This is a genomic window from Bradyrhizobium sp. 521_C7_N1_3 (assembly GCF_052075975.1).
Lineage (GTDB): Bacteria > Pseudomonadota > Alphaproteobacteria > Rhizobiales > Xanthobacteraceae > Bradyrhizobium > Bradyrhizobium japonicum.
Genome location: NZ_CP197232.1, coordinates 3,983,639 through 3,997,370, shown reverse-complemented (window position 1 = coordinate 3,997,370; position 13,732 = coordinate 3,983,639). Strand labels below are relative to the sequence as shown.

Annotated in this window: 15 protein-coding genes; 10 read left to right on the top strand and 5 right to left on the bottom strand. The window is 64.8% G+C overall.

What is annotated here, in order from left to right; all coding sequences use genetic code 11:
* Window positions 1-68 precede the first annotated feature (68 nt).
* Entirely contained in the window at window positions 69-704 is a 636-nt protein-coding gene (locus AB7008_RS18400) for a 2-hydroxychromene-2-carboxylate isomerase (RefSeq protein ID WP_441259212.1), read from the top strand.
* A 3-nt stretch (window positions 705-707) separates the two neighbouring features.
* On the opposite strand, the gene ald is transcribed toward AB7008_RS18400, so the two are convergent.
* Complete coding sequence (gene ald, locus AB7008_RS18395) at window positions 708-1,823, bottom strand: alanine dehydrogenase (RefSeq protein ID WP_441259211.1); 1,116 nt, start codon at window positions 1,821-1,823, stop codon at window positions 708-710.
* Between the two features lie 134 nt (window positions 1,824-1,957).
* On the opposite strand from ald, the gene AB7008_RS18390 reads away from it, so the two are divergent.
* The 6 genes from AB7008_RS18390 (at window position 1,958) to AB7008_RS18365 (ending at window position 9,337) form a co-directional block, all read left to right on the top strand.
* Window positions 1,958-2,437 (top strand): Lrp/AsnC family transcriptional regulator, encoded by a 480-nt coding sequence (locus tag AB7008_RS18390; RefSeq protein WP_441259210.1) that lies wholly within the window; start codon window positions 1,958-1,960, stop codon window positions 2,435-2,437.
* A gap of 143 nt (window positions 2,438-2,580) precedes the next feature.
* A complete protein-coding gene (locus tag AB7008_RS18385) occupies window positions 2,581-3,072 on the top strand; it encodes a (2Fe-2S)-binding protein (RefSeq protein WP_304493513.1) in 492 nt (163 codons plus the stop codon).
* Complete coding sequence (locus AB7008_RS18380; RefSeq protein WP_441259209.1) at window positions 3,069-4,085, top strand: FAD binding domain-containing protein; 1,017 nt, start codon at window positions 3,069-3,071, stop codon at window positions 4,083-4,085. Before AB7008_RS18385 ends, AB7008_RS18380 begins: the two co-directional genes overlap by 4 nt.
* A gap of 7 nt (window positions 4,086-4,092) precedes the next feature.
* Window positions 4,093-6,297 carry a xanthine dehydrogenase family protein molybdopterin-binding subunit gene (locus tag AB7008_RS18375; protein ID WP_441259208.1) on the top strand — a complete coding sequence of 735 codons (2,205 nt, stop codon included), beginning with the start codon at window positions 4,093-4,095 and terminating at the stop codon, window positions 6,295-6,297.
* Window positions 6,298-6,394: 97 nt separating this feature from the next.
* A complete protein-coding gene (locus AB7008_RS18370; RefSeq protein WP_441259207.1) occupies window positions 6,395-8,752 on the top strand; it encodes an Orn/Lys/Arg decarboxylase N-terminal domain-containing protein in 2,358 nt (785 codons plus the stop codon).
* A 6-nt stretch (window positions 8,753-8,758) separates the two neighbouring features.
* The gene (locus AB7008_RS18365) at window positions 8,759-9,337 is read left to right on the top strand and encodes a GNAT family N-acetyltransferase (RefSeq protein WP_014496638.1); all 579 of its coding nucleotides are present in this window, start codon (window positions 8,759-8,761) and stop codon (window positions 9,335-9,337) included.
* Between the two features lie 3 nt (window positions 9,338-9,340).
* Here AB7008_RS18365 and AB7008_RS18360 read toward each other — a convergent pair whose 3' ends face one another.
* From AB7008_RS18360 to AB7008_RS18350, 3 genes are all read right to left on the bottom strand, one after another.
* Entirely contained in the window at window positions 9,341-9,553 is a 213-nt protein-coding gene (locus AB7008_RS18360) for a hypothetical protein (RefSeq protein ID WP_028150282.1), read from the bottom strand.
* A gap of 140 nt (window positions 9,554-9,693) precedes the next feature.
* Window positions 9,694-10,143 (bottom strand): flagellar basal body rod protein FlgC, encoded by a 450-nt coding sequence (locus AB7008_RS18355; protein ID WP_304493509.1) that lies wholly within the window; start codon window positions 10,141-10,143, stop codon window positions 9,694-9,696.
* A 116-nt stretch (window positions 10,144-10,259) separates the two neighbouring features.
* Window positions 10,260-11,309 carry a hydroxyacid dehydrogenase gene (locus AB7008_RS18350; RefSeq protein WP_264620915.1) on the bottom strand — a complete coding sequence of 350 codons (1,050 nt, stop codon included), beginning with the start codon at window positions 11,307-11,309 and terminating at the stop codon, window positions 10,260-10,262.
* A gap of 244 nt (window positions 11,310-11,553) precedes the next feature.
* Between AB7008_RS18350 and AB7008_RS18345 the strand changes: the two genes are divergently transcribed.
* The 3 genes from AB7008_RS18345 to AB7008_RS18335 all read left to right on the top strand — a co-directional run bounded on the left by AB7008_RS18345 (window position 11,554) and on the right by AB7008_RS18335 (window position 13,180).
* Entirely contained in the window at window positions 11,554-12,120 is a 567-nt protein-coding gene (locus AB7008_RS18345; protein WP_014496644.1) for a thiamine pyrophosphate-binding protein, read from the top strand.
* Window positions 12,121-12,131: 11 nt separating this feature from the next.
* On the top strand, window positions 12,132-12,740 hold the full coding sequence (locus AB7008_RS18340) for a thiamine pyrophosphate-dependent enzyme (RefSeq protein ID WP_441259206.1): 609 nt from the start codon (window positions 12,132-12,134) through the stop codon (window positions 12,738-12,740).
* Between the two features lie 77 nt (window positions 12,741-12,817).
* A complete protein-coding gene (locus AB7008_RS18335) occupies window positions 12,818-13,180 on the top strand; it encodes a VanZ family protein (RefSeq protein ID WP_304493506.1) in 363 nt (120 codons plus the stop codon).
* A gap of 60 nt (window positions 13,181-13,240) precedes the next feature.
* On the opposite strand, the gene AB7008_RS18330 is transcribed toward AB7008_RS18335, so the two are convergent.
* Window positions 13,241-13,624: a DUF1236 domain-containing protein gene (locus AB7008_RS18330; RefSeq protein ID WP_304493505.1), complete on the bottom strand. Its 384-nt coding sequence runs from the start codon at window positions 13,622-13,624 to the stop codon at window positions 13,241-13,243.
* Between the last annotated feature and the right edge of the window lie 108 nt (window positions 13,625-13,732).

Here is a 13,732-nt window from a genome sequence, read left to right as displayed (position 1 = left end):
GATAGCGCCGCGATGACGGTACACCCTCTCCCCCTGTAAGCGGAGAAGGAAGAAAAAGGGAAACGCCAATGCCCAAGCCGCTTATCCGCATCTACACCGACTACAAGAGCCCTTACGCATTCGTCGCCAACAAGCGGCTGTTTTCGCTCGAGGAGACGCACGGCGTCGAGCTCGAATGGCTGCCCTATACGCTGCGCGTCGCCGAATTCATGGGGACGGTCGAGGAGCGCACGCCGCATTTCTGGCGCAAGGTGCGTTACGCCTATATGGACGCGCGGCGCTATGCCAATGCGCAAGGGCTCGTCATGAAGGGGCCACGGCGGATCTACGACGCCTTCTATTCCAGCGTGGGAATGCTGTTCGCACAGCGGCACGGCTTCTTCCGCCCTTATCACGACACGGTGTTCCGCAGATTCTGGGGCCATGAGCTCGAGATCGACGATCTCGCCGCAATCACGGACGTCATCACCGCGTGCGGCGGCTCGGCGAGCGAGTTCGAAGCCTACGTCAACGGCCCTGCCCGCACCGAGCACGACCGCATCATCGACGAGGCCGAGGCACTCGGCGTGTTCGGCGTGCCAACCATGGTGTTCAACCGCGAGCTGTTCTGGGGCGGTGATCGTATCGACATGCTGATCGAGCGGATCGAGCGTCCGGAAACGATCGAAGCCGCGCTCGGCAGCCGCCACCGCAAATCAGTGTAGCCGTTACGCGGCGAGGCCGCTCTCGACCGGGGCAAATTCCAGCCCGAGGCTCTCGGCAACCGCCTTGTTGGTTATGCGGCCACGATGCACGTTCAGTCCGTCGCGCAAATGCGGATTTTCGAGGACTGCGGCAAAGCCCTTGTTCGCGAGCATCAGGCCGAACGGCAGCGTCGCGTTGTTCAGTCCCTGGCTCGACGTCACCGGCACCGCGCCCGGCATGTTGGCGACGCAATAATGCACGATGCCGTCGACCTGATAGGTCGGATCGGCGTGCGTCGTCGGATGCGAGGTCTCGAAGCAGCCGCCCTGGTCGATCGCGACGTCGACCAGTACGGCGCCCGGCCGCATCGACTTGAGCATCGCGCGCGTGACGAGCTTTGGTGCACTTGCGCCCGGCACCAGCACCGCCCCGATCACGACGTCGGCGGCGAACACCTCGTCCTCGACCGCTTCGATGGTCGAGAAGCGGGTGCGCACCCGCCCGAGAAAGACATCGTCCAGCTCCCGCAGACGGGGAATCGAGCGGTCGATCACTGTGACTTCCGCACCGAGGCCCGCCGCCATGCGCGCGGCCTGCGTTCCCACCACGCCGCCGCCGAGCACGACGACGCGCGCCGGCTGCACGCCGGGCACACCGCCGAGCAGCACCCCGCGGCCGCCGGCCGATCGCTTGAGCGCGGCGCCAGCGGCTTCGACGGCGAGGCGGCCGGCGACTTCGCTCATCGGCGCAAGCAAGGGGAGGTGACCGGCCGCGTCGGTGACGGTCTCATAGGCGACCGCAGTGCAACCCGAGGCGAGCAGGCCCTTGGCCTGTTCGGGATCCGGCGCAAGATGGAGGTAGGTAAAGAGGATCTGGCTTTCGCGGAGCTGGGCCCATTCGCTCTTCTGCGGCTCCTTCACCTTCACGATCATGTCGGAGTTGGCGAAGATGTCGCGGGCGTTCTCCGCGATCGCGGCCCCGGCCCGCTGGTAGACCTCATCGGATGCGCCGATGCCGCTGCCGGCACCGGTCTCGACCGTCACCTGGTGCCCCGCCGCGACATATTCGCGGACCGCGCCCGGGGTGAGCCCGACGCGATATTCCTGCATCTTGATCTCCTTGGGCACACCGACGCGCATCTTGGGCTCCTTTTTGATTCACCTCACGATCGTAACGAGGTGGCCAGTTTGGTTTCGTGCAAATATCCGCTAGCTTCGACCTCCCCGCGCCGGTTTCCGGCGTGCAAACGCCCTTTCACGCTGGAAACGAAACCTTGGCCCTCGACCGGAAAGATCTCGCCATCCTCGCGGAACTCACCACCAATGCGCGGGCCAGCCACACCGAGCTCGCCACCAAGGTCGGGCTATCAAGCACGGCGCTGGCGCGGCGGCAGAAGGCGCTGGAGGACGACGGCTACATCCAGGCGTACCAAGCTGCGCTCGATCTCGCGCAATTCGGCCTCACCACGACCGTGCTGGTCCGCATTGCCTTGGAAAGCCAGAGCGACGAGGCGCTGAAGGCGTTCGAGGCGGAGGTGGTGAAATGCCCGTCCGTCGTGCGCTGCTTTCTGATGTCGGGCACCGACGACTATATCCTGATCGTGCTCGCCCGCGACATCCAGGATTTCGAGCGCATCCACCGTACCGAGTTGTCGCGCCTGCCGCGCGTGGCGCGGGTCCAATCGAGCTTTGCGCTGCGCGAGATCGTCAACCGCGCGGTGCCGACGGTGGTTTTCGGCGAACCCAAGCGCTGACACTGTGTCGCGGGTGCCGTAATTCCCGGCAAGGAACCAAGCAGCCGGTCGTAAGTTGGACGCCATTGGCAAGCGGAGGCGACGGCGCCTCCGCGTCAGCTCGGCTGACGTCTCGGCTCGGTCGCCGTCGCAGGGAGCAGGACATGAGCGATGTCACGCACGAGATTCCCGAACGCATTCCAGTTCATATTGTCGTCAATGGCGTCGGCCACACACTCGATCTCATGCCCTGGACCACGCTTCTGGATGCCTTGCGTGACCATCTTGCGCTGACCGGCACCAAGAAAGGCTGCGATCACGGCCAGTGCGGCGCCTGCACCGTGCTGATCGACGGACGGCGCGTCAATTCCTGCCTGACGCTCGCCGTCATGAAGGACGGTGCCGAGATCACGACCATCGAGGGGCTTGCCAAGGACGGAACGCTTCATCCCGTACAACAGGCGTTCATCGACCACGACGCCTTTCAGTGCGGCTATTGCACGCCGGGACAGATTTGCTCGGCGGCAGGCCTTCTGGCCGAAGGCCGCGCCCGGGATGCCGACGAGATCAGAGAGTTGATGAGCGGAAATCTCTGCCGCTGCGGCGCCTATCCGAACATCGTCGCCGCGATCCAGCAGGCAATGGGCCGGCCATGAACAACTTCCAGTATTCCCGCGCCACCGACATCGCCGATGCGATCCGCCTGCTCACCGCCGATCCCGGCGCCAAGCTGATTGCCGGCGGCACCAATCTGATCGACCTGATGAAAGAAAATGTCGAGCGGCCCTCCCGGCTGATCGACATCTCCCGTCTGCCGCTCCGCGACATCGAGGAGACGGCCGACGGAGGGCTGCGCATCGGCGCCTTGGTGCCGAATTCGGACCTCGCCTACCACCCGCTTGTCGAGCAGCGCTATCCCCTGCTCGCCGCCGCCATCCTCGCCGGCGCTTCCGCGCAGTTGCGCAATATGGCCTCCGTTGGCGGCAACCTGATGCAGCGCACGCGCTGCGCCTATTTTTATGACACGGCGACGCCCTGCAACAAGCGAGAGCCCGGCAGCGGCTGCTCGGCAATCGACGGCCTCAACCGCAACCACGCGATCCTCGGCACGAGCGCGTCCTGCATCGCGACCAACCCGTCCGACATGAGCGTCGCACTTGTCGCGCTCGGTGCGCTCGTGCACATCGCAGGTCCCACCGGCCCGCGCACGATCGCATTGACCGATTTCCATCGGCTCCCGAAGGACAAGCCTCATGTCGACACAAATCTCGGCACCGGCGAGATCATCGCGGCCGTCGAACTTCCCAAGCACGGCTTTGCCCGCAACTACAGCTATCTGAAAATCCGCGACCGGCTGTCCTATGCTTTTGCCTTGGTCTCGGTCGCGGCCGCGCTCGAACTGGATGGCAACGCGATCAGCGAAGTCCGCCTGGCGCTCGGCGGCGTGGCTCACAAGCCCTGGCGCAGCCTCGACGCCGAAGCGGCGTTGCGTGGCCGGGCGGCGACGCCGGACCACTTCTCGCGCGCGGCTGATCTGCTGCTGCACGGGGCAACGGCCCGCGCACATAACCGCTTCAAGATCGAGCTCGCACGCCGCGCCATCGTCCGGACGCTGATACAAGCCGCGAGCGCCACGCCGCAATCACAGGCTCACAAGAAAATCGCGTGAGGGACCGATGAACGCCTATGTCGGAACGCCAACGTCCCGCGTCGATGGTCGCGCCAAGGTCACCGGGGCCGCCAAATATGCCGGCGAATTTCCGGCGGACGGCCTCCTCCATGGCTTCGTCGTCGGGGCCACGATTCCGCGCGGACGCATCGCTCGCCTCGACCCCAGCGACGCGCTGCAAGTGAAGGGCGTGGTCGACGTTCTCACTCATGCGCATCGTCCGCCCCTCGCAGACAATGACGAAGCCTGGAAGGACGAGGTGGCGCCGGAGAAGGGCTCGCCTTTCCGCCCGCTCTATGACGACAGGATCAGGTTCAACGGCCAGCCGATCGCGCTTGTCGTGGCGGATGACTGGGAAACCGCCAAATTCGCCGCGACCCGCGTGCGCGTTGAATACGACCGGGAGGCATTTGCGACGGATCTCGAATCCGAACATGGCAAGGCCGGCAAAGTGGATCGGCCGCACCGGCCGCGCGGCAACGCCGCCGCGGCGCTGGCTCGGGCCGCTGTCCGGCACCAGGCGGATTACGTCCTGCCGACCGAGCACCACAACCCGATGGAGCTCTATGCGACCACGGTGGTCCGTGACGGCAGCGGCAGGCTCACCGTCCATGACAAGACGCAAGGTGTCCAGAACGTCCATAAATTTCTATGCCGTGTGTTCAACAAGAAGCACGATGACCTCCGCGTGGTCTCGCCCTATGTCGGCGGCGCCTTCGGCTCCGGATTGCGGCCGCAATACCAGGTGGTGTTGGCGGTGCTTGCCGCGCTCGAACTCAAGCGATCCGTTCGTGTCGTCCTGACACGGCAGCAGATGTACGGGCTCGGCTACCGGCCGATGACCATCGAGCGTGTCGCGCTCGGCGCAAAGCCCGACGGTACGCTCGATGCCGTCACACACGAGGCCACCGCCGTGACTTCGCGCTACGAGGATTTTTCGCGCAATGACACCGGCTGGGCGGAACAGCTGTACAAGAGCCCGAACAGCCTCTTCTCCCACAAGCTCGTCGATCTAGACCTCTCCACACCCTGCGACATGCGCGCGCCCGGCGCCGCCTCCGGCGTCTGCGCGCTCGAATGCGCCATGGACGAGCTGGCCGTCGCGCTGAAGCTCGATCCGATCGAGCTGCGGCTGAAGTGCTATTCGGACCGCGACCAGAGCGAAGACCTGCCCTACACCAGCAAGCAGCTGCGCGAATGCTACGCCCGCGGCGCGGACGCCTTCGGCTGGACCCGGCGCAATCCTGCGCCGCGCTCCATGCGCGACGGCAAGGAGCTGGTCGGCTGGGGCATGGCGACGGGGGTGTGGGAGGCGCTTCAGATGCCGGTCGCCGTCCGCATCGTGCTGACGTCGAACGGCCATGCCGAAGTATCCTGCGCCGCCTCCGATATCGGCACCGGCACCTACACCATCGTGGCACAGGTGGCTGCCGACGCACTCGGGCTGCCGATCGAGAATATCGACGTGAAGCTTGCCGATTCGACCTTGCCGCAGGCCCCCGTCGAAGGCGGTTCCTGGATGGCGGCGTCGAGCGCGCACGCCGTGCTGGGCGCGGCCGAAGACATTCGCCTGGAGCTCGCACGGCTCGCCAAGGCGATGCCCGCCTCGCCCCTCGGCGGCGTCGATGCGCCCGACGTGATCCTTGTCGATGGCACGATTGCCAAGGCCGGCGACAAGGCGCGTGCCGTCTCGATCGCCGATGCAATGCGCCACGGCAAGCTCGAGCGGATCGAGAAGCAGAAGCTCAATCATTTCGCGGAGGACAACTCGCACGCGCGCAACACCCATTCGGCCGTCTTCGCCGAGGTCAAGGTCGACGAAGAATTGGGCGTCATCCGCGTCACGCGCGTCGTGAGCGCGGTCGCAGCCGGCCGTATCCTCAATACCAAGACCGGCCGCAGCCAGATCATGGGCGGCGTGGTCTGGGGCATCGGAATGGCGCTGCACGAGGAGACGGTGATGGATCACCGCTTCGGCCGGATCATGAACGCGAACATCGCCGAGTACCACATTCCCGTGAATGCCGACGTTCACGACATCGACGTCATTTTCGTCGACGAACCCGACGACCGGATCAACAGGCTGGGCGTCAAGGGCCTTGGCGAGATCGGCATCGTCGGCGTGCCTGCGGCAATCGCGAACGCGGTCTATCACGCCACCGGCAAGCGCATCCGGCGCTTCCCGATCACGCTGGACAAGCTGCTGGACTGATCGCCCGTCACACGATCCCCGCTGGATCGGGCGACTGTCATAGAACTGTCATCGAAAGTGCCGAGACCTGCCAGTCTCAGTACATTCGGGACACACCATGGATTATTTCAAGCGCTTCAACTTCCTGTTCGCCGCACCTGTGTTCGACGCCGACGATCTGGAAGGCATCCGCTTCAACCAGATTATCGAGGAGATCCAGCGCTCCGGCTTCGAGGTCGTGAGGGCCCGCAGGTTGGAGGACGCCGAGATCGCGGTGCAGACCGACGCCGCGATCGGCTGCATGGTGGTGGACTGGGGCAAGAAGGGCCTCGAGGGGAAGACCTCGGCGCTGATCAACCTGATGCGGCGCCGCGGCCTCGACTTCCCGATCATCCTCCTGATCCGGCGCAAGCGCTTCGAGGATTTGCCGGTCGAGGTGCTCGACTTCATCGACGGCTATGTCTTCCTGTCCGAGGAGACGCCGACCTTCATCGCCAAGAATTTGATCAGCCGGCTCAAGCAATATGCCGAGAACCTGAAGACGCCGTTCTTCGGCGCGCTTGTCGATTATGCCGAGGAAGGCAACCAGCTCTGGACCTGTCCGGGTCACAATGGTGGCGTGTTCTACAACCGCAGTCCGATCGGCCGGGTCTTCGTCGAGCATCTCGGCGAATCCGTGTTCCGCGACGACCTCGACAATTCCGTGCTCGACCTCGGCGACCTCCTCACCCATGAGGGTCCCGCGCTGAGGGCGCAGAAGGAAGCCGCGCAGATTTTCGGCGCGGAGAAGACCTATTTCGTGCTCAACGGCACCTCGACCTCGAACAAGGTCGCGCTCGGCGCCCTCGTCACCGACGGCGACCTCGTTCTGTTCGACCGCAACAACCACAAGGCCGCCCATCACGGCGCGCTGATGATCAATGGCGGCGTCCCGGTCTACGTACCGACCATCCGTAACGCCTGGGGCCTGATCGGCCCGATGCGCTGGGACATGCTCGACGAGAAGGCCCTGCGCGAGGCGATCCGGAACCATCCGCTGGTGACGGACAAGGACGCCTGGCGCAAGGAGCGGCCGTTCCGCGTCGCCGTGGTCGAGCAGTGCACCTATGACGGCTCGATCCACAGCGCCGAGATGATCCTGAAGCGCATCGGCCACCTCTGCGAGTACATCCTGTTCGACGAGGCCTGGGCCGGCTTCATGAAGTTCCACCCGCTCTATGCCGGCCGCTTCGCCATGGGGCTGGCGAACCTTCCTCCCGAAGCGCCCGGCATCATCGCGACGCAATCCACCCACAAGCAGCTCGCGAGCTTCTCTCAGGCCTCCCAGATCCACATCAAGGACCGCCACATCCGCGGCCAGAAGCGGCGCATCGAACACCGCCGCTTCAACGAGAGCTTCATGCAGCACGCCTCAACCTCGCCGTTCTACCCGCTGTTCGCCTCGCTCGACGTCGGCGCGCAGATGATGAAGGGCCGCTCGGGCGAGGTGCTGTGGGACGACACGATCCGGCTCGGCATCGAGCTGCGCAAGAAGATCCGCGCGATGCGCCGGGAGTTCGAGGAGAAGGAGCAAAATCCGGATCGCCGCTGGTTCTTCGAACCCTTCGTTCCCGATCGCGTCGCCATTCCCGACGTCAGCCGCCCCGGCGCCGCGCACAACGTCGCCTGGGAGACCCTCTCCACCGATGAGCTCGCCACCAATCCAGCGCTGTGGCAGCTCTCGCCAGATACCAACTGGCACGGCTTTCCCGATCTCGCGGAAGGCTTTGCCATGACCGATCCGAACAAGCTGACGCTGCTGACACCCGGCTTCGATCGCACCAGCGGCACCTACGCCGAGCACGGCATCCCCGCGCCTGTGGTCGCGCAATATTTGCGTGAAAACCGCATCGTCCCTGAGAAGAACGACCTCAACTCCCTGCTCTTCCTGCTCACCCCCGGCGTCGAGGCGAGCAAGGCCGGCACGCTGATCTCCGGGCTTGTCGCATTCAAAAGGTTGCATGACGACAACGCGTTGCTGGCCGACGTGATCCCTGAATTCTACCAGCGGCGTCAGGCGCGCTATGCCGGCGTGCGGCTGCGCGATCTCTGCGGCGACATGCACCGCTTCTTCCGCGCCGCCGACGTCAGCGCCCTCCAGGCCCGGCAGTTCATGCCCGAGCACATGCCCGAGATCGCGATGTCGCCCCGCGATGCCGCGCGCTATCTGTTCAAGAACGACGTCGACTATCTGCCGATCGAGGCGATCTCCGGCCGCATCGCCACCACGCCCTTCGTGGTCTACCCGCCCGGCATCGCCACCATCGTGCCCGGCGAGCGGCTGACGGAGCGGGCCAAGCCCATGGTGGATTATCTCAAAATGTTCGAGACCTGCTTCAACACGTTCCCGGGGTTCGATGTGGAAATCCAGGGCGTCTACAAGGAGATCGATGCACAGGGCCGCATCGGCCTTTATACTTACGTCGTTGCCGAGTAGGTGCCGATGAACGAAACAGCGATTGCGCGTACAGATGACGAACCGGTTCTGGTCCGCCCCTCACGGGAGAGCGATGTCGAGGCGATGCTGGCGATCTACCGCCATCACGTCCGCAATGGGGTGCCGCGCGACGTCGAGGGAACCGGCGCGCCCGAACCGGACGATCTGCGCGACCGCCGCAAGAACCTGAAGCAGACCCGCCTGCCGCATCTGGTCGCGACCTACCGCGGCGAGGTGGTCGGCTATGCCTATGCCGTGCTGTTCCGCAAGCGTCCGGCCTACCGCTACACCGCCAAGCATTCGATCTACGTCCACCACGAGCATCTCGGCCGTGGCGTCGGCCGGCTGTTGCTGCAGGGAATGATCGATGCGTGCGCGGCGGCCGGCTTCCGCCAGATGATCGGCTATATCGATGCCGACAACGCGCCGTCGCTGGCGTTGCACGAAAAGTTCGGCTTCGCGCGCGCCGGCCTGCTCTGCGGTGTCGCCTATCGCCACGGCCGCTGGTCGGACACGGTCATGGTGCAGCGATCGCTCGGCGCGGGCGTCACCGCTCCGCCGACGCTACCGGCACCGGGCCGTTAAACCTTACGAGGGAAAGTCAGCCGGTTTGACCTGGATCCGGTCGGCATGCAGCGACCAGTGATGCAACGCCTGGTCCTTGCAAAACCTCGCCTTCGCCCGCTCCCTGGCTTCGTCCTCGTCGGTGGCGTCGATTTCGAGCGTGCCCTGGCAAACCTCGATCTGCCGGCCGTACTGGCCGAGTACGTCCTTCATGAACCTGACGACATAAGTTGACATGGGACCTCCTGCCTGCGCCAGCCTGCCCCGGCGGCACTCTAATCCCATTTAGCCTGAACCGGGAAAGGAGATTTTGACGCGGATCAAGATCGGTGACGGTTCCCGCCGCCAACGCTGGCGTCGATACAATCCGTCACCGATCACGTCTTGATATCGAGGAGGGTCTGTTCTGTCTCGGCGTAGGCTTGAATGACCTTCGCATTGGCAATGAAACTGTACTTTGCGGTCGCCAGCTCAGCGAATTCGCTGGCGAGATCGACATTAGGCGCGGCGACCAGGCCGTCCTGGTTTGCGAAGGGCGCGCCAGGGTCGGATTGCGCGACATAGCTCGGCGAAACCGCTGACACGGTCGCAACCGTACCGCCCGGCGTCGAGCTGCTCGATTGGGAGACCTGATCGACTCGCAGCGGCACATAGGCTGCGGGAAACGTCGGAGCAATGCCCGAACTGCCCGCGCCGGCCGATGTGCTCGATCCGCCTGAAGCAGGTAGCGGCCCGGTCGTGCTGATGTTGGCGATATTGCTCGCGGCCACGTTCACACGCAGGCTCGCGGCGGAAAGTCCTGATGTCGCAATCGAAAATATGCTCATGGACTTTCAACTACAGGACAAGTGATACGCGTTCATTCACGCCATCAGTAAAATCCGCCGCTTTCTATTTTCATCCGCGTAACCAACGATCGGAGCGCGATCGGACTTCGCGCGCCCTACCCCGGAATCACGCCAAACGCCTGCTTGAAGCGCTCGGCATAGCGCGGCCAGACTTCGGGGTTGATGATGCGCGGCGGGCGTTTGCCGTCGAGCGTCTCCAGCACCTGCTCGGCGGCGATACGGCCCATGTTCTGGCGCGCCTCGATCGTCACGCCTGCGGTGTGCGGGCTCGCCAGCACGTTGTCGAACTGGAGCAGCGGATGCTCGGGCGGCGGCGGCTCCTTCGACCAGACGTCGAGGCCGGCGCCGGCGATGCGCTTGTCGCGCAGCGCCTGGAGCAGCGCGTCCTCGTCGTGGATGAAGCCGCGTGCCGTGGTAATGAAGTACGCATGCGGCTGCATCAGCGCGAATTCGCGCGTGCTGATCATGTTGCGGCTTTTCTTGTCGAGCGGACAGGAGATCGAGACGAAATCGGCGCGGCGCAGCAGCTCATCGAGCTCGACCTTCTCCCCGCCCCGCTCGGCCATCACCTCGGCCGACAAATAGGGGTCATAGGCCAGCACCTTCATGCCGAGCAGGCCCTTGCACAGCGCGGCAATGCGGCGGCCGACATTGCCGAGGCCGATGATGCCGACGGTCTTGTGCTCGACCTCGTTGCCGACGAGCTCGTTGCGGTTGACGTTGGCCTCCCTGCGGAGCTTGCGGTCGGACTGGATGATGCGCTTGGACAGCGTCAGCATCATCGCCAGCGCATGCTCGGCGACGGAATGCGCGTTGCCACCGGACTGATTGACGACCAGCACGCCCGCATCGGTGCAGGCCTCGACGTCGACGGGGTCAAAGCCCGCGCCATTGCTGGAGACCAGCAACAGGTTCGGCGTGCGCTTCAGGAAGGCGGCATCGACATGGAAATGCGGCGCGAGCTCGTCGCGGGCGGCGCCGATCTGGTAAACATGCGCCGCGTTCAGGATCGGGGCGTAGAAATCTTCGGGGCTTTCGTTCTCGATGCGATCGAGCCGGACGTCGGACCGCGCCTTCAGGATGTCGATATAGATCGGATTGGCCAGGTATTTGACGTAGAAGACGCGCTTGCTATTGACGGACATCAGGACCCTTCCGGCTCTCTCAAGGAGACCCGCAAGGCCAGCGCACCCCGCGCTCCGTCCATGCGTCCCTCCCGTTTTTGCATTATCGCCGCTTATGACATGGCGGGGCCGGCCACGGCAGGCCGTCTGGCGCAGATCACGGTGCTGGCCCGGACATGTTGACAATCCCGCTGCCTGCGTCAAGTTCGGCAGACCGCCGCGACGGCCAGAACCAAGAAGCATGCGCGGCTCAAGGGAGAACGTAATGGCGCTTGCGGAACAGCAGACCTCGCCCCAGGCGGCACAAGGCGCCAGCGACAGGAGCTGGCACGGCATCGTCCTGCAGACCCTGAAGCGGAACGAGATCAGCCTGATCCCTTACGTGCCCGACCGCGTGCTGACGCCGCTGATCAAGAATCTGCACGCAGACCCCTTCTTCACCACCTTTGCCACCGCCCGCGAGGAGGAGGCCGTCGGTATCGTCTCCGGCGCCTGGATGGGCGGGCGTCGCGGCGCGGTACTGATGCAGACCTCCGGCTTCGCCACGCTCGCCAACGTGCTGGCCTCGCTCGCGGTGCCCTACCAGATCCCGCTGATCATGTTCGTCTCCGAGCGCGGCACGCTTGGCGAGTTCAATTACGGGCAATCGCTGGTCTGCAGGACCATGCGCCCGGTGCTGGATTCACTCGCGCTGGAGCACCACACCATCACCCGGCTCGACGAACTCGAATTCATCGCCGACCGCTCGATCAAGCAGGCCGTCACCACGCAGGCGCCGGTGGCGCTGATCCTCAACCCGCTGCTCACCGGCGGCAAGGTTTTCGACAAGTGAGGTCGGCCAGAATGAGCACAGATTTGGACAACCGCAACACCAAGGTCATGAACCGCTTCGATGTCACCTCGCGCCTGATCGCCAAGCTCAAGCATGAGGAAGCGGTGGTCGGCGGCATCGGCAACACCAATTTCGATCTCTGGGCCGCCGGCCACCGCCCGCAGAATTTCTACATGCTCGGCAGCATGGGGCTGGCTTTCCCGATTGCATTGGGCGTCGCGCTGGCCCAGCCCGATCGCCGCGTCTTCGCGCTTGAAGGCGACGGCTCGCTGCTGATGCAACTCGGCGCGCTCGCGACGATTGCGGCGTTGAAGCCGAAGAACCTCATCATGATCGTGATGGACAACGGCATCTACCAGATCACCGGTGCGCAGCCGACACCGGCCGCTGGCGTCGCCGACATCGTCGCCATAGCCACAGGCTCGGGACTTGCCAACAGCGCCTGGGCCGCGGACGAGGAGGATTTCGAGCGGCTGGTCGACGAGGCCCTGTCTGCCTCCGAGCCGAGCCTGATCGCGGTCCGCATCGACGACAAGCCGGGCGTCGGTACCACCCGCAGGGATCCCGTCCAGATCCGGGAACGCTTCATGCACGGCCTCGGCGTGCGCGAGCCACTTTAACGTTTCGTCATTAACTACACGGCGATCTGATCCCTGCGCCGTAACAGGCCGCTGCAAATCCGTGCTATCGGCACCGGATGCCTATTTTTATTCGCTTTTTTGCCTGGCTGCTCGCGGCCGCCGTCACTTTCGCAACCCTCGGCCCACCCGGCCTGCGGCCCCATTCCGATCTCGGCCAGGACGGCGAGCACGCCCTCGCCTTCATCCTGGTGGGACTGGCCTTCGGCCTCGCCTACCGGAATCGCCGCTGGGCTGTCGCCGCCTTCGCGGTGGTCCTGATCGGCGCGCTCGAGCTGATGCAGTTCTGGGCACCGGGACGGCATGCGCGGCTGGAAGATTTTTTGGTCGATGCCGGCACCGCCTGCATCGGCTTTGCGCTCGCCGCGATCGCCGATTGGATCACGGCGCGCTTCCGCGCCAGTACGGCCCTGACGAACTAGGGCCCCGCGGACTGACGCTCCGCAGGGCCCGGCTGTTCAAAGCCTTCACGCTCTGACCGATCAGTCGATGATCTTGACGACGCGGCGCGTGCGCGGTTCGACGATGACGCGGCGATCGTTTACGACCGCGTAGCGATACTCGGTGTAGTTCGGCACGGGGCGCAGCACCACGGTCGGGGGCAGCGGCTCGCCGACGACGACGCGCTCATGGATCACGATGGAATCGTCGCGCGGAATGCCGCCGAGCACGGCATTCGGAATTTCGAGGCCGGCGCCGACGGCCGCACCGACGGTGCCGCCGACCATCGCGCCGATCGGTCCGCCGATGTCGCCACCCGCGCGCGCGCCGTCCCTGGCGCCCTGTTCGGTCGTTGACTGGGCAAAGGCTGCACTCGTTGCCAGCAGCGACACAGCAGCCAGCGAAATCGCAAGACGGGTCTTCATGTCCACACTCTCCAGTGATTGTTCTGCGCCTTCAACCGCGGGGTCGGACCATTGTTCCGGTTCCCGCACGACGAAAGACAGGCCAAATCTGGAGAGTGTTACCGCGTA

Excerpts from the sequence above, each read along its gene's own strand:
- AB7008_RS18400 (WP_441259212.1), top strand. The coding sequence starts at position 69 with ATGCCCAAGCCGCTTATCCGCATCTACACCGACTACAAGAGCCCTTAC.
- ald (WP_441259211.1), bottom strand. The coding sequence starts at position 1,823 with ATGCGCGTCGGTGTGCCCAAGGAGATCAAGATGCAGGAATATCGCGTC.
- AB7008_RS18385 (WP_304493513.1), top strand. The coding sequence starts at position 2,581 with ATGAGCGATGTCACGCACGAGATTCCCGAACGCATTCCAGTTCATATT.
- AB7008_RS18380 (WP_441259209.1), top strand. The coding sequence starts at position 3,069 with ATGAACAACTTCCAGTATTCCCGCGCCACCGACATCGCCGATGCGATC.
- AB7008_RS18375 (WP_441259208.1), top strand. The coding sequence starts at position 4,093 with ATGAACGCCTATGTCGGAACGCCAACGTCCCGCGTCGATGGTCGCGCC.
- AB7008_RS18370 (WP_441259207.1), top strand. The coding sequence starts at position 6,395 with ATGGATTATTTCAAGCGCTTCAACTTCCTGTTCGCCGCACCTGTGTTC.
- AB7008_RS18365 (WP_014496638.1), top strand. The coding sequence starts at position 8,759 with ATGAACGAAACAGCGATTGCGCGTACAGATGACGAACCGGTTCTGGTC.
- AB7008_RS18360 (WP_028150282.1), bottom strand. The coding sequence starts at position 9,553 with ATGTCAACTTATGTCGTCAGGTTCATGAAGGACGTACTCGGCCAGTAC.
- AB7008_RS18355 (WP_304493509.1), bottom strand. The coding sequence starts at position 10,143 with ATGAGCATATTTTCGATTGCGACATCAGGACTTTCCGCCGCGAGCCTG.
- AB7008_RS18350 (WP_264620915.1), bottom strand. The coding sequence starts at position 11,309 with ATGTCCGTCAATAGCAAGCGCGTCTTCTACGTCAAATACCTGGCCAAT.
- AB7008_RS18345 (WP_014496644.1), top strand. The coding sequence starts at position 11,554 with ATGGCGCTTGCGGAACAGCAGACCTCGCCCCAGGCGGCACAAGGCGCC.
- AB7008_RS18340 (WP_441259206.1), top strand. The coding sequence starts at position 12,132 with ATGAGCACAGATTTGGACAACCGCAACACCAAGGTCATGAACCGCTTC.
- AB7008_RS18335 (WP_304493506.1), top strand. The coding sequence starts at position 12,818 with ATGCCTATTTTTATTCGCTTTTTTGCCTGGCTGCTCGCGGCCGCCGTC.
- AB7008_RS18330 (WP_304493505.1), bottom strand. The coding sequence starts at position 13,624 with ATGAAGACCCGTCTTGCGATTTCGCTGGCTGCTGTGTCGCTGCTGGCA.